Source organism: Capnocytophaga sp. oral taxon 902 (assembly GCF_013394735.1).
Taxonomy (GTDB): domain Bacteria; phylum Bacteroidota; class Bacteroidia; order Flavobacteriales; family Flavobacteriaceae; genus Capnocytophaga; species Capnocytophaga ochracea.
Genome location: NZ_CP058261.1, coordinates 1,698,247 through 1,721,188, shown reverse-complemented (window position 1 = coordinate 1,721,188; position 22,942 = coordinate 1,698,247). Strand labels below are relative to the sequence as shown.

Annotated in this window: 17 protein-coding genes; 11 read left to right on the top strand and 6 right to left on the bottom strand. The window is 40.3% G+C overall.

Annotated elements, in window-relative coordinates; translation table 11 throughout:
- Positions 1 to 27 precede the first annotated feature (27 nt).
- The 8 genes from HW278_RS07335 to HW278_RS07300 all read left to right on the top strand — a co-directional run bounded on the left by HW278_RS07335 (position 28) and on the right by HW278_RS07300 (position 9,827).
- Entirely contained in the window at positions 28 to 2,268 is a 2,241-nt protein-coding gene (locus HW278_RS07335) for a GH92 family glycosyl hydrolase (protein ID WP_178977425.1), read from the top strand.
- Positions 2,269 to 2,469: 201 nt separating this feature from the next.
- A complete protein-coding gene (locus HW278_RS07330) occupies positions 2,470 to 3,249 on the top strand; it encodes a hypothetical protein (RefSeq protein ID WP_178977424.1) in 780 nt (259 codons plus the stop codon).
- A gap of 66 nt (positions 3,250 to 3,315) precedes the next feature.
- On the top strand, positions 3,316 to 4,551 hold the full coding sequence (locus tag HW278_RS07325; protein WP_178977423.1) for a WG repeat-containing protein: 1,236 nt from the start codon (positions 3,316 to 3,318) through the stop codon (positions 4,549 to 4,551).
- Between the two features lie 99 nt (positions 4,552 to 4,650).
- A complete protein-coding gene (locus tag HW278_RS07320) occupies positions 4,651 to 6,807 on the top strand; it encodes a PepSY domain-containing protein (protein ID WP_178977422.1) in 2,157 nt (718 codons plus the stop codon).
- Positions 6,808 to 6,826: 19 nt separating this feature from the next.
- A complete protein-coding gene (locus tag HW278_RS07315; protein WP_178958215.1) occupies positions 6,827 to 7,474 on the top strand; it encodes a CBS domain-containing protein in 648 nt (215 codons plus the stop codon).
- Positions 7,475 to 7,505: 31 nt separating this feature from the next.
- Positions 7,506 to 8,294: a porin family protein gene (locus HW278_RS07310; RefSeq protein WP_178977421.1), complete on the top strand. Its 789-nt coding sequence runs from the start codon at positions 7,506 to 7,508 to the stop codon at positions 8,292 to 8,294.
- Positions 8,295 to 8,312: 18 nt separating this feature from the next.
- The gene (locus tag HW278_RS07305; RefSeq protein WP_178977420.1) at positions 8,313 to 9,044 is read left to right on the top strand and encodes a porin family protein; all 732 of its coding nucleotides are present in this window, start codon (positions 8,313 to 8,315) and stop codon (positions 9,042 to 9,044) included.
- A gap of 18 nt (positions 9,045 to 9,062) precedes the next feature.
- The gene (locus HW278_RS07300; protein WP_178977419.1) at positions 9,063 to 9,827 is read left to right on the top strand and encodes a porin family protein; all 765 of its coding nucleotides are present in this window, start codon (positions 9,063 to 9,065) and stop codon (positions 9,825 to 9,827) included.
- An 80-nt stretch (positions 9,828 to 9,907) separates the two neighbouring features.
- Here HW278_RS07300 and HW278_RS07295 read toward each other — a convergent pair whose 3' ends face one another.
- The 3 genes from HW278_RS07295 to HW278_RS07285 all read right to left on the bottom strand — a co-directional run bounded on the left by HW278_RS07295 (position 9,908) and on the right by HW278_RS07285 (position 14,886).
- Positions 9,908 to 10,954 (bottom strand): endonuclease/exonuclease/phosphatase family protein, encoded by a 1,047-nt coding sequence (locus HW278_RS07295; RefSeq protein WP_009419258.1) that lies wholly within the window; start codon positions 10,952 to 10,954, stop codon positions 9,908 to 9,910.
- Between the two features lie 139 nt (positions 10,955 to 11,093).
- Complete coding sequence (locus HW278_RS07290) at positions 11,094 to 13,817, bottom strand: penicillin-binding protein 1A (protein ID WP_178977418.1); 2,724 nt, start codon at positions 13,815 to 13,817, stop codon at positions 11,094 to 11,096.
- A 109-nt stretch (positions 13,818 to 13,926) separates the two neighbouring features.
- Positions 13,927 to 14,886, bottom strand: coding sequence for an IS30 family transposase (locus tag HW278_RS07285; protein WP_255493554.1), 960 nt, complete (start codon positions 14,884 to 14,886; stop codon positions 13,927 to 13,929).
- Positions 14,887 to 15,250: 364 nt separating this feature from the next.
- On the opposite strand from HW278_RS07285, the gene HW278_RS07280 reads away from it, so the two are divergent.
- On the top strand, positions 15,251 to 16,072 hold the full coding sequence (locus HW278_RS07280) for a leucine-rich repeat domain-containing protein (RefSeq protein ID WP_178977416.1): 822 nt from the start codon (positions 15,251 to 15,253) through the stop codon (positions 16,070 to 16,072).
- 242 nt (positions 16,073 to 16,314) lie between these two features.
- On the opposite strand, the gene HW278_RS07275 is transcribed toward HW278_RS07280, so the two are convergent.
- Genes HW278_RS07275 through HW278_RS07265 form a run of 3 tightly spaced genes read right to left on the bottom strand, consistent with a single transcriptional unit; the run spans position 16,315 to position 19,847 of the window.
- A complete protein-coding gene (locus HW278_RS07275; protein ID WP_178977415.1) occupies positions 16,315 to 18,486 on the bottom strand; it encodes a glutamine synthetase III in 2,172 nt (723 codons plus the stop codon).
- A gap of 25 nt (positions 18,487 to 18,511) precedes the next feature.
- Positions 18,512 to 19,375: a DNA damage-inducible protein D gene (dinD, locus tag HW278_RS07270; protein WP_178977414.1), complete on the bottom strand. Its 864-nt coding sequence runs from the start codon at positions 19,373 to 19,375 to the stop codon at positions 18,512 to 18,514.
- A gap of 49 nt (positions 19,376 to 19,424) precedes the next feature.
- Positions 19,425 to 19,847: a hypothetical protein gene (locus HW278_RS07265; protein ID WP_178977413.1), complete on the bottom strand. Its 423-nt coding sequence runs from the start codon at positions 19,845 to 19,847 to the stop codon at positions 19,425 to 19,427.
- A gap of 287 nt (positions 19,848 to 20,134) precedes the next feature.
- On the opposite strand from HW278_RS07265, the gene HW278_RS07260 reads away from it, so the two are divergent.
- Positions 20,135 to 21,370 carry a hypothetical protein gene (locus tag HW278_RS07260; RefSeq protein WP_178977412.1) on the top strand — a complete coding sequence of 412 codons (1,236 nt, stop codon included), beginning with the start codon at positions 20,135 to 20,137 and terminating at the stop codon, positions 21,368 to 21,370.
- A gap of 872 nt (positions 21,371 to 22,242) precedes the next feature.
- Positions 22,243 to 22,893, top strand: coding sequence for a hypothetical protein (locus tag HW278_RS07255; protein WP_009411537.1), 651 nt, complete (start codon positions 22,243 to 22,245; stop codon positions 22,891 to 22,893).
- Positions 22,894 to 22,942 lie beyond the last annotated feature (49 nt).

The following is a 22,942-nucleotide window of genomic DNA, read 5'->3' as shown; positions in this document are numbered from 1 at the left end:
TGATTAACCATTTAGAGTTCTAAACGAATGAAGAAACTTCTTTCTTTTGCCACTCTGTGGGTGGCTCTATCAATATACGCACAACAACAACCTGTGGATTATATCAATCCGCTTATTGGTACTTCTAACTTTGGTGCTACGCACCCTGGCGCAATTGCTCCCCGCGGTATGCTTAGCATTTCGCCTTTCAATGTAGCTTTCGATACTACGGGGGTGAAAGCTCCGCTTGAAAAAGACAGTCGTTGGCTTTCAAACCCTTATGTAAATGAAAATAAATTCTTCACGGGGCTTACTCACGTGAACCTCAGTGGTGTAGGTTGCCCTGAACTGGGGGTGATTATCGCAATGCCTACTACTGGTAAATTGGAGGTAAATCACTTAAAATACGGCTCTACTTACCAAAAAGAAGTCGCTAAAGCGGGTTATTACAGCAATTTCCTCACTAAATACAATATCAAAACCGAAGCTACTGCCACCACCCGCGCAGGTATCACTCGTTATCAATTCCCTAAAGGAGAAGCTAATTTGCTCATCAATCTCGGACTCGGACTCACCAACGAAAAGGGCGCGATGCTCAAATTTGTATCGCCTACTGAGGTGGAAGGAATGCGTATGGTAGGGACTTTCTGCTATAACAGTCCAGAGCTAGCTTATCCAGTGTATTTTGTAGCCAAAGTAAGCAAAGTAGCACCTTCCTATGGTGTTTGGCATACGCCCGAAAAACATCAAGGGGTGGAAGCCCAATGGATGTGGTACAATGGCGAAACACGCTTCAAAGAACAATTTGCCCGCGAGGTAGTAGGCGATAGTATAGGGGCGTATTTCCGTTATAAATTCGACAAAGATGAAGTCGTGGAACTCAAAGTGGGTATTTCGTACGTGAGCATAGCCAACGCCCGTGAAAACCTTGAAAAAGAGATAGGCAACCGCACTTTCGATGAGGTGTATGCCACTACTCGCCAAACGTGGAACGATGCCCTACGCGCTACCGTAGAAGGCGGTACCGACGACCAAAAAACGATATTCTACACAGCGCTCTATCACGCGCTTATTCACCCAAATCTCCTCAACGATGTGAATGGCGATTACCCTGAGAGCAAGACTAACAAATTAGGCAAAAATCACCAGCGTTATACGGTATTCTCATTGTGGGACACCTATCGCAATTACCACCAACTACTCACCTTGCTCTACCCCGAACAGCAACTGCAAATGGTGCGCACGATGCTCGACATCTATAAAGAAAGCGGTTGGTTGCCTAAATGGGAGCTTAACTCTACCGAAACCTTTACGATGGTGGGTGACCCTGCCAGCATAGTATTAGCGGACACTTATTTGCGCGGTCTTACCGATTTTGATATACAAACAGCTTACGAGGCGATGCTCAAAGGGGCGAATACCCTTGAAAATAACCCTATACGCCCAGGGGTGAAAGAGTATTGGAAATTGGGTTACCTGAGTGTAGATGGAGGGGTAAGAGGACCTGTATCTACTACCCAAGAGTACAATGCTGCCGACTTCGCTATTGCGCAAATTGCTAAAAAATTAGGTAAAAAAGCCGATTACGAGAAGTTTAACAAACAAGCCTATTCGTATAGAAAATTATTTGACAAAGAAACCCATTTATTGCGTCCGCGTCACGCCAATGGCAAGTGGTATACACCTTTCAACCCCGAAAGTGGGGCTAACTTTGAAGAAAATGTAGGCTATATCGAGGGCAATGCGTGGCAATACGTATATATGGTAACCCACGATGTAAAAGGAATGATCAAGCTAATGGGTGGTGAAAAACCTTTTGAAAAGCAACTCGACCATATTTTCGACAGTAAACAGTACGATATGGCAAACGAACCCGATATTGCCTATCCTTATCTCTACAACTTCCTAAAAGGCAAGGAGTGGAAGACCCAACAGAAAGTAGACCAACTCATCAATGAGTATTTTCAAAACAAACCTGCGGGACTCCCAGGCAATGAAGATACAGGCGTAATGTCGGCTTGGCTCATTTATGGAATGGCAGGCTTTTATCCTATCACCCCAGCTGAGCCTAACTATACTTTCACCTCGCCTAAGTTTACCAAAATCACCCTCAAACGCAATCCGCAGTATTATCCTGCTGGTGATTTAGTAATAGAAAGTAATGCTTCGCCTGAAAACATTTACATTAAGAATATTTACATCGATGGGAAGCCTTACAAATCCTATTTTATCAGCCACGAGGCACTAAAGAATGCAAAGAAAATACGGTTTGAGTTAGGTAAGAGATAAGAGGTAAGAGGTAAGAAAAGCGTCACTACACTTTGGCAAAGTTTCACACTTTGCCAAAGTTGAAAATGAAGAATTGTACAAAAATAGGTTTAAGATTGAACAAGCCAATGATTGGCTTGACGGATATAAAAGTTTGATAATGAGATATAGGGTTTATCTCCAAGTTCCTCAGAAAAGTTTAAACACGTTTTGATAACAATAATGATCATACAAAAATTCCTTTATAGATATGTTATATACCTACTTTTAGTATTTATTATATCTTGCAATAGCCAAAATAAGAATACTCATACAAATAATCAAAATAATTCTTTACAAAAGCTGAAAGATACTATTATATTAGATGGTTCAACAGAAGGAGAACAAATCTATTTATATGTCAATAAAATCACTCTTGATTCTATTATAGAGAGTGAAATTTTAGGTGAAACAGGAAAGGAGAGGTATTCATTTACCTTCAATGATCAACTAAAAAAAGCTAATCATATTCTTTATTCTTATGAAAAACCTATATACCTTTCAAAGAATGTAAAACTTAAGGTGAGTAAAGAAGAAGATTTATATTCTTCTAAAGAAGTAAAACAAAAATTAAATGAAAAATTTATGTTATATCATAACATCCTTTTCCGAAAAAAGATAGATTGTAAATGGTTTGGAAAATACACTTTAACACTCAATCAAAATAATGATGATTGGAGAGAAATTTATGATATTAAGATTGATATCTCAAAAGATTCTATAGTTTATGAAGCAAAAGGATACCAATTATATCAGAGATTTCTATTATCTGGAATCTCGAAAAAAGATACTTTATTTTTGTATATTAGCAATATAGAGGACAATATAGGAGGTGTTAATTTTGACGAAGAATCCAAAATTATAATGAAAGGAGAACAATTCTTTATAAAAAATGCGTATATTAATTCTTTATCAAAAAAAACTAATTCATCTTATAAATTGGAAAAAGAGAGACATAAGTAATTCACCGCTGGCGCGAGCTTATAACTTGTGCCAAACAAATTAATAAATCAGTAAATAAAAAATACTATGAAAAAAATCCATTTTTTATTAAAATTAACCTTGTTGCTGTGTAGCTTTACGGCTTTGGCACAACCTAAATACTTTATCTTTGAAGAAAAGGGTAAGTTAGGATTGGTAGATTTGCAGGGAAAAACAGTGTTAGCCCCTACTTTTAATTCTATAAAAGAAAAACAACCATACATCATTGCTTGTAAGCAAGCAAAAGGCTGTTCGGTGTATAACGAAAATTTACAACCCATTCTTAAAGGAACTTATAACTCTATAAGATTTGGTTGTGAAGGTCAATTTATTGTTGAGAAGAATGAAAAGTATGGGGTAGTTTCTGAAAAGGGCACTATAATACTCCCCTTAAAATATTCATTTATAAACTCTAACAAAAATGGGTATACCGTAAAACTTAATGGGAAAGTAGGTCTTTTTAACCTTGAAGGAAAAGAAATTATCCCTATAAGCTATCACTGGATTTACACCGATGAAATAGACGACAATATTCTTATTGTAGCAGAATTGAACGGCAAAGAGGGATATATCAATACTAAAAATGAATGGGTGATACCTCCTACCTACAGAGATGCTTTTGCCTTTCGACAAGGTTTGGCTAAAGTAATGGAAGTGAGAGATTACATATATATCAACCTTAAAGGAGAACCTGTTATCCAAGATTTTGATGCCGATGTGATTGAACCTTCTGACAACACTTACATAGTAGGTGTACGTAAGAAATGTAAGTATATGGTCTATGATTTGAATGGTAATTTGTTAGACACCTACAATCTTTTAAGAAACAATTTGAGTGATGATGCTATTTTCGCGGTTAAAAAAGGGGGTAAATGGGGCTATATAGATGGCTATGGCAAGGTAATAATTCCGTTAGAATATGAAGAAGTCGGTAATTTTAGCGAAGGATTGGCTCCAGTACGCAAAGATGGTAAATGGGGGTATATCAACCTAAAAAATGAGGTAGTGATTCCGTTTGAGTTTACTAATAGAGGGGTAAGCTCCTTTAAAAATGGGGTAGCCAAATACTATACTGATGGCGGTATAGGTCTTATCAATCTGAAAGGAGAAATAATAGCTGAACCTAAATATAATAGTATAGAATATGTAAAAGGGAATATTGCTATAGTATCTTTTGATGATTATTACTATCTATACGATTTTGTAAAAGAAAAGAAACTCAAACGCCTTGAAGAAATAAAAATTGAAGAAACCGATATAGCTATAGCACCAGATTGCGACTAATTGACCCTCTGCTGGTGCGAGCTTGTAGCTCGTGCCAAACAAATTAACACATCAACAAATCGCCTTTGCGTAATTCGTCTCTCGTAATTCGTAATTATTATGCGTAAACTTCACTTAATATTTTCCCTGATAGCAGGGGTATTCATACTGCTGGGGGCTCTTACGGGAGCTATCTTGGCTGGTGAATCGGTGTATAATCAAACGTTACCTTACAAAAGTGCAGCGTTTGAAAGCACTACCCTTGCCCAAACCATTGCCGTTTTAAAGGAAAAGAATATAGAAGTGCTCAAACTCTCTATCGACCGCAATCACTTTGTGCAAATAGAGACAGCTGAGGGCGAAAAACTCTTTATCCATCCGCAATCGGGGGAGGTTATCAAAGGGGATTACAAACCCTCGAAGTTTATACAGTTTGTCAAAACGCTACACCGCTCGCTCTATATGGGCAAAACGGGACGGGTGATTATGGGGCTTACAGCCTTGTGTTTGTGTGTAGTAGCCTTGTCAGGTATATGGCTCATCGCCCGCAAACAGCAACGCTGGGGCAGGTTCTTCCACAAACTTCCTCAAGAGAAATTCTACAATCATTACCACAGTGCTCTGGGGCGCTGGGTGCTCGTGCCTATCTTTATCATTGCCCTCACGGGGGTGTATATGATGCTCGAAACCGTGAAAGTGTTTCCTAAGTTCAAAGCTGAACACAATTACGATGTTAGCACACTACAAGAAACACCCGTAAAACCCGCTAAAGACTTCCCCGTTTTCCAAGTACCTCTCGCCGAAGTACGCCAAGTGGAATTCCCTGCTTTTGAAGATGTAGAAGAGGTCTATAAAGTAGATTTTATCGATAAAAATATAGTAGTCAATCAGTTTACGGGTGAGGTGATTAGCACCTCCACTTCTCCTTACAAAGGCTTGGCGTATTTGGTGCGCACCCTGCACATCGGCAAAGGGCATTACCTCTGGGCAACCGTCTTGTTGCTCTCGTGTGTGGCGCTGTTGTTCTTCCTCTACTCTGGTTTTGCGATGACCCTCAGAAAACGAAAGAAAGGCATCAACAATCCGTTTGATAAAAGCGAATGTGAATACATTGTGTTAGTAGGCACTGAAGGAGGCACCACCCGCAGGTTTGCTATCCTTTTCCATAACGAACTCCTCCGTTTAGGCAAACGTTCTTACCTGACCGATATGAACGCCTACACTCGTTTTGCTAAAGCAGAGCAACTCATTGTATTTACTTGCACTTATGGCGATGGCGAGGCACCTATCAATGCGACTCACTTTGCACACTTATGGGCGAAATATCCCCCCGCACAACCTTTGGCGTATAGCGTACTCGGCTTTGGCTCTGATACTTACCCCGATTTCTGCAAATATGCCAAAGAAGTAGACCAACTATTGTCGGCTACTGCACAAGCAGAATGTGTGCTGCCTTTGCATACCGTAAACGACCAAGATTTTGGTCAGTTTAAAGCGTGGGCAACGGCTTGGGCTATGACGCAAAAGCTCTCTTTGGCTTTGCCTGATGATTTCAGCGTACAACCTCAGCGCAAACCGCTCTCTTTTACGGTAACAGAGAAAACGCCCGTAATGGACGACGATATTTTCCTAATAGCGCTACGCCCGTCCCAAAAAAGTAGTTTTGTATCTGGCGACCTCTTGGGCATTACCCCTGAAGATGGACGCGAACGACTCTATTCGGTTGCCAAATACCAAGGAGATGTGTGGTTGAGCGTGAAGTTACATTCACAAGGGGTGGTGTCTAACCTGCTGAACAATTTGCAAATAGGCGATACATTGCAAGCTGCTTTGGTAGCCAACAAACACTTCCATTTTCCTAAAAAAGCACCTCAAGTGGTCTGTATTGCCAATGGTTCGGGGATGGCGCCCTTTATAGGAATGATAGCCGAAAATACCCAAAAGAAACCTATCACCCTGATATGGGGTTGTCGCCGTGAAGCCTCTTTGGAAATCTACCGCCCTTATATAGAACAGTTTACTCGCGAAGGAAAGATAGCCAACTATTGGCAAGCTCTCTCGCGTGAAGGGGATAAATTCTACGTGCAAGACATCTTGCGAAGAGAAGCCTCTTTCTTTGCTAAACTCCTTAAAAACAAAGGAATTATAATGATATGCGGGTCGGTTGCAATGAAAAAAGCGGTGACCGAAGTCTTAGAGGCGATTTGTAGAGAGCATTTAGAAAAACCGCTGAGCTACTACCAAAACAAAGGGCAAATCAAAACGGATTGTTATTGATTAGATAAGAGCAAAGAATATGACAACACATTTTTTATACATAGAACCTAATACTTCAATAGAGGAAGTAAAGTTGCTTTTTGAGGCGCATTTGCTTTCAGCTTTGCCCGTGTGCGAAGGCAATACTTTTATAGGGGTACTCCGTAAAGAAGCAGTAGATGAGGAAGATAAAGAAACTACAGTAGCCGATTATCAGTATGCGTTAGAACGCTTTTTTGTGCCGCTAACTGCTACGTGGGATACCGTAATAGAAGCTTTCGCTTCCTATCACACCGATATGCTCCCCGTAATAAATGAGACTCAGCAATTTATAGGTTATTACTACTTGGGAGACTTTATACAACAACTCACCAAAACGCCTTTTATACAAGAAGCGGGTCGGATACTCATCTTAGAGAAAAGTGCTCACAATTATTCTTTTACTGAAACTAGTAAGATAGTGGAAGGAAATGGAGGTAAGGTATTAGGGATTTACCTCTCTAATCGCACGGAAGACAACGTGCATATCACACTCAAACTCGCAAGCGAACGATTTTCGGATATACTACAGGACTTCCGTCGTTATGGCTATGGTATCCTTACCGAAAAAGACGACGATCACTACCGCCAAGAACTCAAAGACATCGCTGATTATTTTGAAAAATACTTAGACTTAGGTAACAGATAAGAGGTAAGAATAATCTTTAACTAAATATATTATGAAACGTTTTTTAATCACTGCTATGCTTTTAAGTATTTCGGTATTTAGCTATAGCCAAATAGCCGTAGGGGTGAAAGTTGCTAATCCGTTTGTAGCAGTTAATGTAATGAAACATCAAATTGCAAATACACCTAAGGGGATTAGAAACGGAGGAGGTATTTTTGGTGAGTTTTATATAGGGGCTTTTAATATAGGAGCTTTTATGCGAATGCCTCTAAAAACACATTGGGCACTACAAACCGAAGTGTTGTTCAAGCGTGAAGGGGTTTGGTTTTTTCATCAAGAGGAAACAATAGAAGAACTTCTCTCTGATCGCGGAGTATATAAATTTTGGTATGCTGAGGTCCCTATCTTGTTACAATGGGAAGGAAAGCGCACCGTAAGAGGGTTTGCCCAATTAGGAGTGGCTCCTAAATTCTTAACTTCAGCAAAGTATTCTGCTGTTTTGGAAAAAGGCGACCATAATGTTACGAGCTCTTTTAATAGGGTTGTTCTCAATTTAAATGTTGGGGGAGGTGTTTCATGGAACAGAAGAGATTGGGTTTTTACTGCTGATGGAAGACTCGCTACCAACCTTACACCACTTACTTCTGAAAAGAACACCCCTGATATTGATTTCACTAAGGCACAAAGCTATTATTTTGCGTTTTCTTTAGGGGCAGGTTACAAGCCTTTTAAAAAGAAAGTATTGCCTTTAGAAAGGGCTACTCCTCAAGAAGAGCTCCCAATTATTATCAAAGATAGTATTCCTGCTGAGGTGAATACATCACAAGAACAAGATTTTTAATTTTTAACAACATATATTATGAAATGTTTTTTAATCATCATCATTTTTTTAAGTGTTACTACATTTAGCTTTGCGCAAACGGCTATAGGGATAAAAGTAACGGATCCTCTATCAGCTGTTAGCCTAATAACTCCTTTATATACAACAGTCAATGTTGATCTGAAAACCTACAATGCCTTTGTTAGCCTTGGAGGCTTCGTTCGTATTCCTTTAAAAGAGCGTTGGGTATTACAAAGTGAATTGCTTTTTAAGCACGAAGCTGTGCGTTTTAGAATAGAGAACAGCAGCAAAGATTCTTATTATAGGTTTGAATACTTGGACGTGCCTTTCTTAGTACAATACGAAGGTAAGAAAGCGTTTAGAGGTTTTGGTTTTGTAGGTTTCTCACCTAAAATTCTCTTCTCTTCTTCTTTTTATGATGCCTCTAAAAATGTTACTTACGGAGGGAGTTCCCAATTTAATACAGTGATGTTGATAGGACATATTGGAGGAGGTGTGCTATTTGAGCGCCCTAAATGGATTTATACAGTTGATGCCCGTTTTTCTACCAATATAACGAACTTAGCATCGGGAAGCCGTACAGAATATATCAATTTTGATAAAGCGAGAACATTTGTGTTTGGTATTTCGTTAGGCGCAGGCTACAAACTCTCTAAAAAGATGAGAACTATTCCTCAAGAAGAGCTCCCAACAATTACTAATGATAGCATTCCTGCTGAGGTGAATACATCACAAGAACAAGATTTTTAATTTTTAACAACATATATTATGAAACGTTTTTTAATCACCATCGTTTTTTTGAGTGTTGCTACACTCGGTTTTTCTCAGACAGCCATAGGGGTAAAACTTAATAATCCTTTGGCAACGGTAAGCGTTATAACTCCTAAAACAGCCAATGAAAGCTATAATATAGAGTACTTTGGGCATTCAGGAGTTTTTAATACAGGCGTATTCTTCCGCCTTCCGCTCAAGACCCATTGGGTATTCTTACCCGAAGTGATGTACAAACGCGAAGCTATTCCTTTTCGTCCTGAAGGTTCTGATTTAAAACTATCCGACCGTCATTTTATTCGTTTTGATTGTTTGGAAGTACCTATTTTACTACAAATAGAAGGTAAAAAGAAATTTAGGGGCTTTGGACAAATAGGAGTAGCTCCTAAATTCTTACTTTTAGCCTCTTATTCCGAGAAACAATACAGTGAAAAGTATGATATCACCTCACATTTCAGTAGTGTTGTGATGAATTTGCATTTAGGAGGAGGTGTAATGTGGGAATTTCCTAAAATCATCCTTACCGTAGATGGTCGTTTTTCTACCAATCTATCGCCTCTCACCAATCAAGAACCTACACCTTATCTAAACTTTAAAGACGCTCAAAGTTATTACTTTGCCATTTCGGTAGGTGTAGGTTTTAAACTTTCTAAAAACAGACCTTTACAGGAGCAAGAGCCTCCTATAATTGCACCTCAGCCTGAGAGTACAGCACCTGTAGAAGCACCTACTCAGGAGACAACAGAGGTGAGAGAAGAATAGAAAAGTTCGAGAGGCTACCCGAAAATATTTTAAACTCTTCGGGTAGCCTCTCAATTGCTAACATAAATATTCTTATAGCCTTATTTCAGTTCTCTGATAAGGTACATATACACCGGGAAGTGGTCTGAGTATCCCCAAGTGTAATTGCCATTGCTCATACTGCGGAAAGGATATCCCTTATAGCGCCCTTTGGGGTTAGCCAAATACGAGCGATTGAATATCCCCGTTTTCCAGTAGCGGTAACTGCTCTTGTCTTCTTTTAGCAAATCATAAGTAAAGTAAAACTGGTCAAAAAGATTCCAGCCGTCCTGATAGGCTAACGTTCCCATTCCTTTTTTCAGCATAGCCTCCATAGGGTTAAATAGCTCTCCTTGTTTTACATCTTCTTTTTTGTCTTTGGTTTTTAACACATTCTTAAAGCCTGAGTTAATAGGATCGTCGTTAAAGTCACCCATTGCTATCACTTTAGCATTAGGGTCTTTGCTGAGGAGTGAATCTATAATTTTCTTGTTCAAAGCCGCCGCTTTTTCACGACTGGGTCTACTTTTAGCTTCTCCTCCAAAACGTGAAGGCCAGTGGTTTACTATAAAATGAATCATTTCACCGTCCAATTCACCACTTACTAACAGTTGGTCGCGAGTGTAAAGAGGCTTCCCGTCATCTTTGGTGAGGTATAAAGGGTGTGGAAATGAAGCAGTAGGTTTAAACACGCTTTTTTTGTAGATGAGAGCTACATCCACCCCACGAGCGTCGGGTGATTCGTAATGTACAATCCCATAATTATATCTCTTCAAATATTCGGTATTGATAAGGTCTCTCACTACCGCTTCGTTTTCTATTTCGGCAAGACCTACTATATCGGGGGCGTGTTTGGTAACATCACTTCCTATCTCCGAAATTACTTTGGCTATCTTGTGTACGTGGTCGTTATACACTTTACTCGTCCAGCGGTCAGCTCCCTCAGGAGTGCGGTCATCATCAAACTTATGAGGGTCATTAATCGTGTCGAAAAGGTTCTCAACGTTGTAAAAAGCAACGGTTCTCACAGCAAACTTCTTTTTCTCTTGTGCGTTTATGTAAGGTGTCATCAAGATGAACGACACCATTAAAAATACTATTCTTTTCATCTATATTAGTTTTAATTTGTTAGTCTTTAGTTATCTCAATATTTTATTGCCTCTCTTAAAATCTTATCCTTTCTCATTTCCTCATTTGCTAATTTTCTCATTCCCTAATTTCCTCATTCAATTGTCTGTCGTGCTACGACTAATCGCCTGTCGTGCTACGACTAAAAATCCTATCCAAAAGCCCTTTTTTCTTTTCTTTTCCCTCCTGTGTAGCTGTTTGAGTGCTTGGTGCTGGTGCAGGTGCATTTGCAGGATTTACCACATCGTCTACCGATATATCTTCCTCATCTTCCACATTGTGTAGCTTACCTTTGCGCTCATAAATCCGATAATGCACATCTCCTGCTCTTATGGTATCTTTGGCAGTACTGCTCAAAAGGCGGTCAAAGAAACCTTCGCGTACAGTAGGCTCACATTCAGTTACCTCCGTACGTATCTCTTCGCTTACCTTAAAAGTAGCTCGCGTTAGGTCTTTATACTTGCTGTTGCGGTTCAGTTGCGATACAAATAAGGCAGCAATAGGCAATGCCGAGTTAGCTCCTTGTCCCAAACGCGTACTTTTAAAACCTATCTGCTGGTCGTTACCCACCCACGTAATCATTACAAGGTTGGGGAGCATTCCCGCAAACCAACCGTCTTTATTGTCTTGGGTCGTACCTGTTTTACCCGCAAGGTCATTGGTAAGTCCGTATTGTCCACGCATACGTGATGCGGTACCTTCGTTCACGGTCGAGCGCATCATCTGTATCATTATTTGCGCAGTGCGTTCACTCAGTGCAGGAGCTAAAACCTTAGGTTTGCGTTCCCATATTACTTCTCCTTTTTTGTTCTCTATTCGGGTGATAAAATAAGGCTCTACAGGCACTCCTTTGTTCGCAAAAGCCGTATAAGCCTTAGCTACTTCTATCACCGATAGTTCAGCCGAACCCAATGCTATCGAAGGCACATTCGGTAGGGGAGAAGTGATGCCTAACTGTCGTGTTTTCTTTATCACATTCTTTAGCCCCGCATAAAAGAGCGTTTGTACAGCTATGGTGTTCAACGATTCTCGTAATCCCTTGCATACTGAGTAATATATGTTAGGGTCATCGTCAGTCTTAGAAGCGTTGCGTGGCGACCAATATTCGTAATCAGCATAGGTCAAAGGCAGAGGCGAAAAGTGCGTGCACACAGGCATTCCCATCTCTAAGGCAGTAGCGTATACTATCGGTTTAAAAACTGAGCCCACTTGGCGACGGCTTTGTAGGATATGGTCGTACTTAAAGTAGCGGAAGTCTGCCCCACCCACATAAGTTTTAATTGCCCCTGTTTGAGGCTCTACACTCACAAATCCCGTGTTTAATATGCGTATAAAACGCGACAAACTGTCCAATGTACTATGCCTTTTGATGCTGTCTTCGGTATAGAAAGATAAATCCATTGGCTTCTTCTCACTCAGCTTCGCCCATATCTGCGCTTCCGAGAGTTTTTGCTCTTCAAGTTCTTTATAAGCAGGCAACTTCTTCACTTCCTCCTTAAACCAGTCACTGTCCAAGTTCCAAGGAGCACGTTTGCCATAGGTCTGTTCAAAATCTTGTTGTAACGATGTCAAATGCTTTTCCACTGCTTTCTCAGCATATTCCTGCATTGTCTTGTCAATGGTCGTATAGATGCGCAATCCATCTTTATAGATATTATAAGCCGAACCGTCTGGCTTCTTCACGTCTTTCAGCAGTTCAGGTAATAATAAGCGTATTTGCTCTACAAGATAAGGCGCTACACCATCTTTTTCAGCGGTAGTTGCCGTAGTTTTAAGAGTGTCTCTTGTATGAACTTTAAAGTCGTCTTCGGTCAGCAAGTTGTTTTTCTTCATCTGTGCCAACACCACATTCCGACGCTCTTCACTGCGCTTGGGTGAGGTACGCGGATTATAGCTATTCGTCGCTTTAAGCGTACCGATAAGCGTAGCCGCTTCATTAAGCGTAAGGTCTCTCGCCGATTTGTCAAAGAATCGTTGCGCCGCACTTTCTATCCCGTAAGTATTATCGCTGAAAGGCACAGTATTGAGGTAAAGCGTCAAGATTTCCTCCTTGCTGTATACCTTTTCTATGCGTCTGGCTATAATCATCTCTTTGATTTTGTGTATAGGCATCGAAAGTTTCCCGTAGCGCTGTCCACGCCCATAAATATTTTTAGCCAACTGCATTGTAACAGTACTTCCCCCTCCCGATGAGTCGTCTTGCAAAAGCAGTGATTTAAAGAACACCCTAAACAAACTCTTCGTGTCTACCCCTTTGTGCAAGTAAAAACGCTCGTCTTCGGTAGCGATAAGAGCGTTGATAAGATAAGGAGGAAAGTCCTTGTATTCTATTTTAGTACGGTCGAAGATATAAAATTTCCCTATCAATTGGTTCTCGTAATCGTAAACAAGACTCGCTTCCGATTGGCGCAACTCTTTCAAATCCTCCTCTGAGGGTAACCTGCCAAAAGCCCCAAAGTAAATTAACAAGATGAGCAACAGTATACCTGCTACGCCTATCCCAATCGGTATACCTATGCATTTGAGGTAAAACTGATAAGGTTTAGCCCGCAACCATTGCCAACTGCGGTGGAATATGTTGCCCGTATATACTATCTGTTCCTGTTCCTTTTTCGGAGCGTTTTTTCTATTCTTATATCCTTGGTAAAGTCTAAAGATACCATAAGGAATTATAAGCAAAGCGAAGATAAATACCGCCCAGAGCACTTTTAAGGCATAACGTAGTAATTTATATACCATCGAAGCCAAAGCGATACAGCCTTCTAACAACCGTGATAGCAGGGTAGCAAGCGCAAGACCGCCTTGTGTAAGTAGCTTCTTAAACGATATATTTTTCAGATTCATACTTAGTTTTAATGATGTTTAAAGTACAAAAGTACGATATAATTTTCAATTAACAAAGAATCCCACCGTTTTTCTTATTCCCGCCAATTCCTTTATCAAGTGCAATTTTTCAGATTACTTTCTGATAGAATAAACCTTTTAGTTTTTCAAAATCTAATACTTTTCTTGGTCTATTATTAATTTTATATTGATATTCTTTAATTTCTTTATCTGTAATATTTTTAAAATCAGTGTTTTTTGGTATGTATTGCCGTACAAGACCATTGGTGTGTTCACTAAGACCTCGCTCCCAAGAACTATAAGGATGAGCAAAGAAAAATTGTAGACTCAATTTCTTTTCAACTCGCTTAAAATCAGAAAATTCATTACCATTGTCAGCAGTAATTGTCTTTATATAGTTTTTGTAAGGCAAGGTCATATCTATAAGTTCATCTGCTAATGATTTTGCTTTCTTTCCTTCTTTTAACTTTTTCATAAATAACATTTTAGTAGTCATTTCAACCAATGTAAGTATCGCTCCTTTATTTCCTGCTCCTACAATTAAATCTATTTCCCAGTGTCCAAACTCTGTTTTCTGACTTATAACCTCAGGACGTTCTTCAATAGACTTTTTATCTTCTACTTTCTTTTTACAAGTGTACAATGCTCTACTTCTATGCTTAAGCTGATGACGAGTGTGTTTGTATAGTTCGCCTCCGTTTTCTTTGTCTTGGTGAATGAAATTATAGATAGTTGTTTTTCCAACCATTGGTATTCTATTTTTTTTACAATACCCTACAATTTGCTCAACAGACCACTGTTCTTCAGTGATATGCTTAATAACAAAAACTTTCATTTCTTTAGTAAATTTACATTCTTTCCTAAAACGTTCTTTACGCTCTTCTGAGATTTCTTGAGCTACTTTTGGACTGTATTTTCCTGTCTTTGTTTTGTTTCTTGACAGCTCTCGACTGACGGTAGAGGGATTACACTCTGCATAAAGAGCAATATCTTTTTGTTTGATTCCGCTTGCTTTTAAAGCAGAAATTACCGACCTTTGCAACAAATTTAAATGCTTATATTCTTTCATTGTCATTTACAAAGAAAAGCATTTATTTTGAAAGAGAAAAGACTTTTATAGTTTTTTCTCTTTTTTTATTTCTCAGAGGGTTTTGCCTCTAAGGGGCAACCCTCTGAAAAATAAAAGTTTTACTAAAAATTACTACTTAAAATTGCAATTATTAGTGGAACTTACAGGTTATAAATCTTCCTTACAGTTTTGGTTTTAAACTTTGGCAAAGTTGAATAAACTGACATTTCCTTTGCTGGCGCTTTTCTTGTAGCTCCTGCCAGTTTGATATATTGGATTGGTTATACTAAAAAATATCTTTATAATTAATTGTTTATTGATAATTATTTTGTAGCTTTGCACTCTAAACATCAAAAAAAACACCATGAAAAAATTTTTATTTTTAACCTTAGCTGCTACTGTTTTTGCAAGCTGTAGCAAAGACAAAACAGAGGAACCCGTAAACAACGACATTCCTGCTAGCTACTATGAACTTAGTGCTGACGGTTTGACCCTTGTGAAGTGGACTAACACTAGTACTACTTCACTAGATATGCAAGCCGATAGCAAACTACAAAAAGTAAATACTATTAAAGCAAATGCTTTTAGAAACACCAAACTACAAAGCATAAACCTGCCTGTTAACTTGAAAGAAATAGGTGATTATGCTTTTATAAACTCATCTATTAGTACAGTTACTTTTAATAGCGCATCCAATATTACTTTTGGGGAAGCTGCCTTTGAAAATACCGATATAACTTCGATAAAACTCCCCAACACTAAAGAAATAACAAACTTTCTATTTAAGGGTTGTTACAAACTAAAAGAAGTACAGTTTGGCAAGGTAGAAAAAATAGGCGATTATGCATTTAACACCTGCACAGCTCTTACCCAAATTAATTTAGATAACACTGGGCTTATTGAAATAGGGGAAGCAGCTTTTGCTTCATGTGAAAAAGCTGAAAAAGCTATCTTACCTGAAACCATATGTATAATAGGTTCAAGAGCTTTTTCAGGTTGTTTTGTGTTAAGTAATATTACAGTTAAAGCTTTTTTAGAAGTTCCTACTTTGAAAAGAGATAGTGCTTTTTTTAGTGGATCATCAATAAGAAGAAATATTTATGTGCCTTCAAGAAGAGTAAACGATTACAAGAATGCTCCTAATTGGAGTACTTGGAAAGATGAAATTACTGCTATTATCGAATAAATTAGCAAATTAGTATTTAGAAAATGAGCCAATGTGCATACCTGCACATTGGCTCATTTTGTATTGATTTACTTTATCAAAGTCTAAGATTTCAATTACGAATTACAAAAAAATCAGTTTTGTCTGACGAGCCCGACTCGGCTGATAAAGCCGATTGATTTATTGCCTGTGTGGCTCGCACCTTTGGCAAAGTTGAATAAACTGACAATCTTCATTTTCTCATTCTCTAATCTTCTAATTTGCTAATTAAAAAACAATTCGCGGTATTTCGTCAGTGTCCAAAGCTCGTCGTCTACCATAAGTTCGAGTTTATCGCAATGGTAGCGTATTACCTCAAAGAAAGGTTTTACTTGCGTGCAATAAGCATCGGCTTTGGCTTCAAAATCGGGTAAGTGATTGGCGTGCTTGCGCGCCTCTACCATTGCCTCTACCTGACTGTGGATCACCTTGATATGCTCGGAAATATGGCGTATGAGCTCTAATTGCTCAGCAGCTACTTCTTGATAGCTATCGCCAAAGATTTCTTTTAAGCCCTTTACGTTCTCAATAAGGGTGTTTTGGTAACGCACGGCAGTAGGTACCACGTGATTGCGAGCAATATCGCCTAATACACGCGATTCTATCTGCACGGTTTTTACATATTCTTCTAAGCCAATTTCATAACGCGCTAAAAGTTCTACTTTGCTTAGTACTCCTGTACTTTCAAACAAAGCCACAGCCTTCTCACTGATGTTTTCTTTCAGCGCCTCAGGTGTCGTCTTATGATTACTCAAACCACGGCTGGCGGCCTCCGCCTCCCATTCTTTGCTATAACCGTCGCCTTCAAAGCGTATTTTCTTACTTTCCTTAATGTAACGGCGCAATACTTTAAAAATAGCATCTTCTTTCTTCTTGCCCTCTTCTATAAGCGCATCAACTGCTTTCTTAAACTCGGTGAGTTGTTGGGCTACTATGGTGCTCAGTACCATTGTAGGCTTGCCACAGTTGGCTTTAGAGCCCACCGCGCGGAACTCGAACTTGTTGCCCGTAAAGGCGAAAGGAGAGGTGCGATTGCGGTCGGTAGTATCGAGGAAAAGGTCGGGTATTTTGCCTACTACATTCAGTTTGAGTTCGGTTTTTTCCTCAGGAGATAGGTTATCGGAGGATACTTCTAAGGCGTTCAGCACTTGGGTAAGCTGTTCGCCTATAAACACCGATACGATGGCAGGCGGTGCTTCATTAGCACCTAATCGGTAATCGTTAGTCGCTGATGCCACTGAGGCTCTTAACAAAGGTTCATATTCGCATACTGCCTTGATAGTGCAGATGAAGAAAGTGAGGAATTGCAAGTTCTTGATAGGTGTTTTGCTAGGTGCTAAGAGGTTTACGCCCGTATCGGTTACAAGCGACCAGTTGTTATGCTTGCCCGACCCATTCACCCCTGCAAAGGGTTTTTCGTGGAAGAGGATTACAAAGTCGTGACGCTCGGCTACCTTGCGCATCACGTCCATCAGCAAAGAGTTTTGATCGACTGCAAGGTTGGCTTCTTCAAAGATAGGTGCCAATTCAAACTGGTTAGGTGCGACCTCATTATGGCGCGTTTTCACGGGGATACCGAGCAATAGGCACTCTTGTTCCAAATCACGCATAAAAGCCAACACACGGCTCGGAATCGCCCCTAAATAGTGGTCGTCCAACTGTTGCCCTTTCGCCGCTTGATGTCCTAAAAGCGTTCTGCCGGTAATCATCAAATCGGGGCGGGTATTGGCGAGGGCTTTATCAATGAGGAAGTACTCTTGTTCACAGCCTAAGGTAGTGGTGACTTTGCTCACATTTTTGTCAAAATAACGGGCTACCTCGGTAGCTGCTTGGTCGAGAGCGCTAAGAGCTTTGAGCAGTGGCGTTTTGTTATCCAACGCCTCGCCAGTATAGGCGATGAATATTGTAGGGATACAAAGCACGGTGCCGTAGACAAAAGGCGGTGAAGAAGGATCCCAAGCGGTGTAGCCACGCGCCTCAAAAGTATTGCGGATACCGCCATTGGGGAAGCTGGAAGCATCGGACTCTTGTTGTACGAGCTGTCCGCCTCCAAAGCGTTCGATAGCGCGGTCGCGGGTAACGGGCTCAAAGAAAGCGTCGTGTTTTTCGGCAGTGCCCCCTGTAAGAGGTTGAAACCAGTGGGTATAGTGGGTAGCGCCTTTGGAGATTGCCCAATCGCGCATAGCGGTAGCCACTTGGTCGGCTACACGGCGGTCGATTTTAGTGCCATTGTGAATGGCGTTCATTACAGCAGCAAAGGCATCGCGGGTCATCAGTTGGCGCATAGCCTCTTCGTTGAATACATTTTGGGCAAACAGTTCGGAGCGTTTGCCATTTTCGGGTACCGCTACCGGTTTACGGTTTTGTGCGGTGGTAAGAGCGGTGAATCTTAGCATAGGTAACAGGTAAGTTATTATTATTTTAGTTTTTAGGCAATTTTTGAGAGTGTTCAGCTATCATTTTTTCATCACGCGCTACTTTGCGCTCTAATTTCTTAATATCTTCGGCGGGAGGTAATTCTTCTGGCTTGATACCACGTTGCCCTAACATTTGTCGTACAGTTTGGTTATTTTGTACGTGCTCGTGTGTGATGGCAGATTCGCCGTGCAAATCGTTATTCTCTACATTGTAATTGGTCATTTCGGTAGCGAGGTTCTTAGCTGCAATCGTAAGCGTTGGTAAGAAATCTGCCAAAGGTCGGTTGGCTTTTATTCCTAACCGCAGCTTCATATCGTCAGTAGTATGTCCGCCAAAAAGAGCGGTATCGCCTTTGGAGCGGATACGCGCAAAGCCTTTATCATCAACGCCACGCTCATAAATATTCTGTGAGAGTTGCTTTTCGGCACTTCTGAGTTTGTCGCGTGTTTCTAAACGAGAGAGTAAATTGAGCCGTTCTTCTATGAGTTCCGCCTTACGGGTTTGTACAGCAAAATAACTCTGAGCAAAGGCTACTTCCTCTTTTTTAGGGTCGCCATTCTGTGCAATGAGATAGCAGGCGTAACGAGTAAGCATAAAATCCATAATTTCACGCTTGGAACCACTACCTAACTCGACCATTTTCGTGACCTCACGAAAATGGTCATCTACATTGATTTGTTGCGACTTACACGAAGCAACTGCTCGGTGTATCGCTACCGAAAAGTTCTCCCATCGGGCATAGCCCAATATGGTTTGTAACTCACGGGCAAACCACACTTCTATTTTCTCTTTGGCATCTTCACTTTCTATATAATGAGTAATGCCGTCAAACAGATTTTTGTACTGTAAAACACTGTTCTTATCCATAATGTTTTAGCGTTTTTAAGTTTCAAGGGGCAAACCTGTCCGATAACTACTACAACGTAATTGTAATCGTTGATTTTTCTTTCGCTTTAAGGGTAACCGTTTTCACTGTCTTCAAACTGTTCTTAGTAATTTCAGTGCCCGAAAGATTCTTTTTCCCTGCGTTGTCCTCAGTGTAATACACCACAAACTGATACACTTCTTGCTCATCAATCACATCTACACTCAGTACAAACGAGGCTATCCCCTCATCATCAGTCGCCGACCGCTTCGCGTGAAAAGTAGGGTGCGAGTCACTTTTGTGTTCCCACGCCCATTCATCGTAAGCATATACCTCCCAATTCTTTAAGGGCGTACCGTTGTTGTCTTTTACGTAGACGGTAACATCTACCTTACCTTCTAATCTCTTAATATCCTCTTTACTACAAGAGAGTGCTCCAAAGGCAATAAGGAGCATTAAAATCGTTCTTTTCATTGTTCTTTTATTTAGTTCTAAATTTTTGCTCGTGAGTTTTTTGTTCTCAAATCGTTTTTCTTTTGCCTTCCGTGCTACAGATGCCTGTGTGGCTCAAACTATATATATGGTTCACATTTCCTCATTTGCTTATTTACAAATTTGCTAATTTTTCACCTGTGCGACTCATACTGCTTGTCGTGCTACGACTTCTCTTGCGACAAAAGTAATCATTTTCTTTCATATTGTCACCTTTTTTACAATTTATTTTGTATTTTTGCACTATCAAGACCATAAACATCACCCAAATGAAAAGATTTCTTTACATCACTTTAAGTGCTTTATGCCTTTTCACAAGTTGCCAAAAAGACAACAACAGCGAAGATAATGGCACTCTTATCTCCAGCAACACCCCCTTTCCAATGATGGCGTGGATAGGACTCTCCCCTCAATCCTCTACTGAAGCCTATCAAGAGATGAAACAAGCAGGCTTAAATTACAATATGTACCCCTATTATTCCACCCTTTCCCAAGTGAAAGAGGCTTTGAATAAGATGCAAAACCTACAAATGAAGAGTATTGTAAGTTGCTCAGAACTCTCTACCGATACCGAAGCAACCATTAGAGCCCTAAAAGACCACCCTGCTGTGGCGGGCTGGTTTATGGCAGACGAACCCTCAATGAAAGATTTAGATAAGATAGCAGCGAAGATGAAACGCTTTCAGCAAATCGACAAAAAAGGTATCTGCTATGTGAATTTCCTCTCAATAGACACTTCCGAAAAGCAATTAGGTGCCTCCTTTAATGCTTATCTTGAAAAAGCTACCCGCACCCTCCCTCTGCAAATGCTCTCTTCTACCTTCTACCCTATCGTACTGAACAAAGGAGCAAAAGAGAGAACCGTAAACGGATTGTGGTATAAAAACTTAGAAGTTTTCTCGGCAAAAGCCAAAGAATTACGCATTCCTCTATGGACGCTCGTGCTATCATCGTCCCACCCTCTCGGTGAAGGTGGATACCCAGAACCTACTCTTGCCGACCTGCGCTTGCAACTGTACACCAACTTAGCCTATGGTTCGCAACTGATGCAGTTCTTCACCTATACCACCCCTCCTGATAATCTAACTTACAAAGCGCCTATTGCGCCCGATGGCTCTAAAAATGCCACCTATTACCGATTAGCGCAAGCCAATGCCGAAGTACAGAAACTTTCCGGCGTGTTCGTAGGAGCAAAGATGCTCAACGTATGGCATACCGGCAAAAGCATTCCCGCAGGTACAAAAAGATTGGTATTGCCCAAAAACTTTGAAGTCCTCAAAACAGGCGATATAGGGGCAACTGTTTCGCTTTTGCAGAACGGGTCACGCTACTATTTGATGATTGTAAACCACAGTCCTCTCAAAACGTTGCCCTTAGAGATAAAAGCCACTGCCGAAGTACAAGAAGTAAGCAAAGAAGCTCGCTTGCTCCCCGTCGATTGGACAACCTCTAAAACATACACCTTAGAAGCAGGAGATATGCGCCTTTTCTCGTGGACAAAATAAAAGACTTTCTATCTCATAAACTTCACCCATCTTACCTTCACCTTTCCGTCGCCACATTCCCTCTCAGAGAGGTAGCCAGCGACAGCTGGGTATGTGAATAGGGGGAGGTTTCCTTCGCTGGTGCGAGCTTGTAGCTCGTACACACTTTGCCAAAGATAATTTCCCATTATGCTACGACCCTACATTACCTTTTCCTTTCCGTCGTACTCCCCCTAGTGCCCGTGGCCTAAGGCCTAATGCCTATTCCCTTTTCTTTCGTCTCGAAACCCCCTTTTTGGCATTTTTGGCATTGTTGTATTACACTATTAATCAATTTTTTACACACCCTTTCTATACCAATCGTCCAAGATTCGTATAAGCTTCCTATAAGCTCTCTATAAGCTAACCCCACCCTTCTTACAGCTCATTTTTTACTTTTTACCTCAATAAGCCCTTCCGAACTTCTCCGTTTCCTTCCGAATTCTCCGATGTGTCACTTTTTGTAGCACACACTTTGCCCAAGTTTCAAACTTGGGCAAAGTTAATAGCCCGTCGTGCTACGACTGCCTGTGCGACTCGCACCTTTGGCAAAGTTGATTAGTGGTATTATTGACATTTACTCCATTTACTAATCTGTTAATTTCCTCATTCTCTAATTCTCTCATTTTCTAATTTTCTCATTCTCTAATTTCTCCCCCGCCCGTCGTGCTACGACCCTTGTAATTACTGACGTTTAGAGGGTAGTTATCAAAATCATTTATAACACTATTGATAAAAATATAAGTTAAAATAGTTGCATTTGGCATTTTTTTTGTAATTTTGCCCCCGAAATAATTTTAAGCAGGTGTACTTCTTCTGAAGAACAGATGTAAGTCTTAAAGAAAACAATTTTTATGAAAAATATAAAAAAGAGGTATTATTGTGCCGTAATGATGGCCGTATTTTTTATGTTGGGTTTTACTGTAAAAAGTGACGAAGAGAGAACTACCGTAGTACCGCCCAGCTTTGTAGTAGATATACCTCGTTTGGTTACCGCTATGCCAAAAGAAATAACAAGCGAACCCAATCTGTTTTCCTTAAATCCACCACAAGTAGGAAAAAGTTTTATAGGCTTTAAAGAAGCCTTAGCCTACCGCGAGTCACGAGGCAATTATTTTATAGTAAATAGGTTTGGCTATATGGGGAAATATCAATTCGGAAAATCAGCTTTGCAGTTCTACGGAGTAAAAGACGCTCAGCAATTCCTCAATTCCCCCGAACAACAAGAACGACTTTTTACCCTTAGTCTTCAGCGCAACAAATGGTATTTGCGCAATGAAATCAAGCAATACGTAGGCACTAAAATTAACGGTATAGAAATTACCGAGTCAGGCATTTTAGCCGCAGCTCACTTAGTCGGAGCACAATCAGTAAAAAAATATTTGAAGAAAAAAGGACGCTATGCCTTTGCCGATGGCAATGGTACTACGTTGCAAAACTACCTAAAACACTTTGCAGGGTACGACACAGCACACATTATCCCTGAAAAACTCCCACGTTTTTAGAAACATAAGTTAATCGAAAAACATAAACTTTCTTCATCTTTGCCAAGGT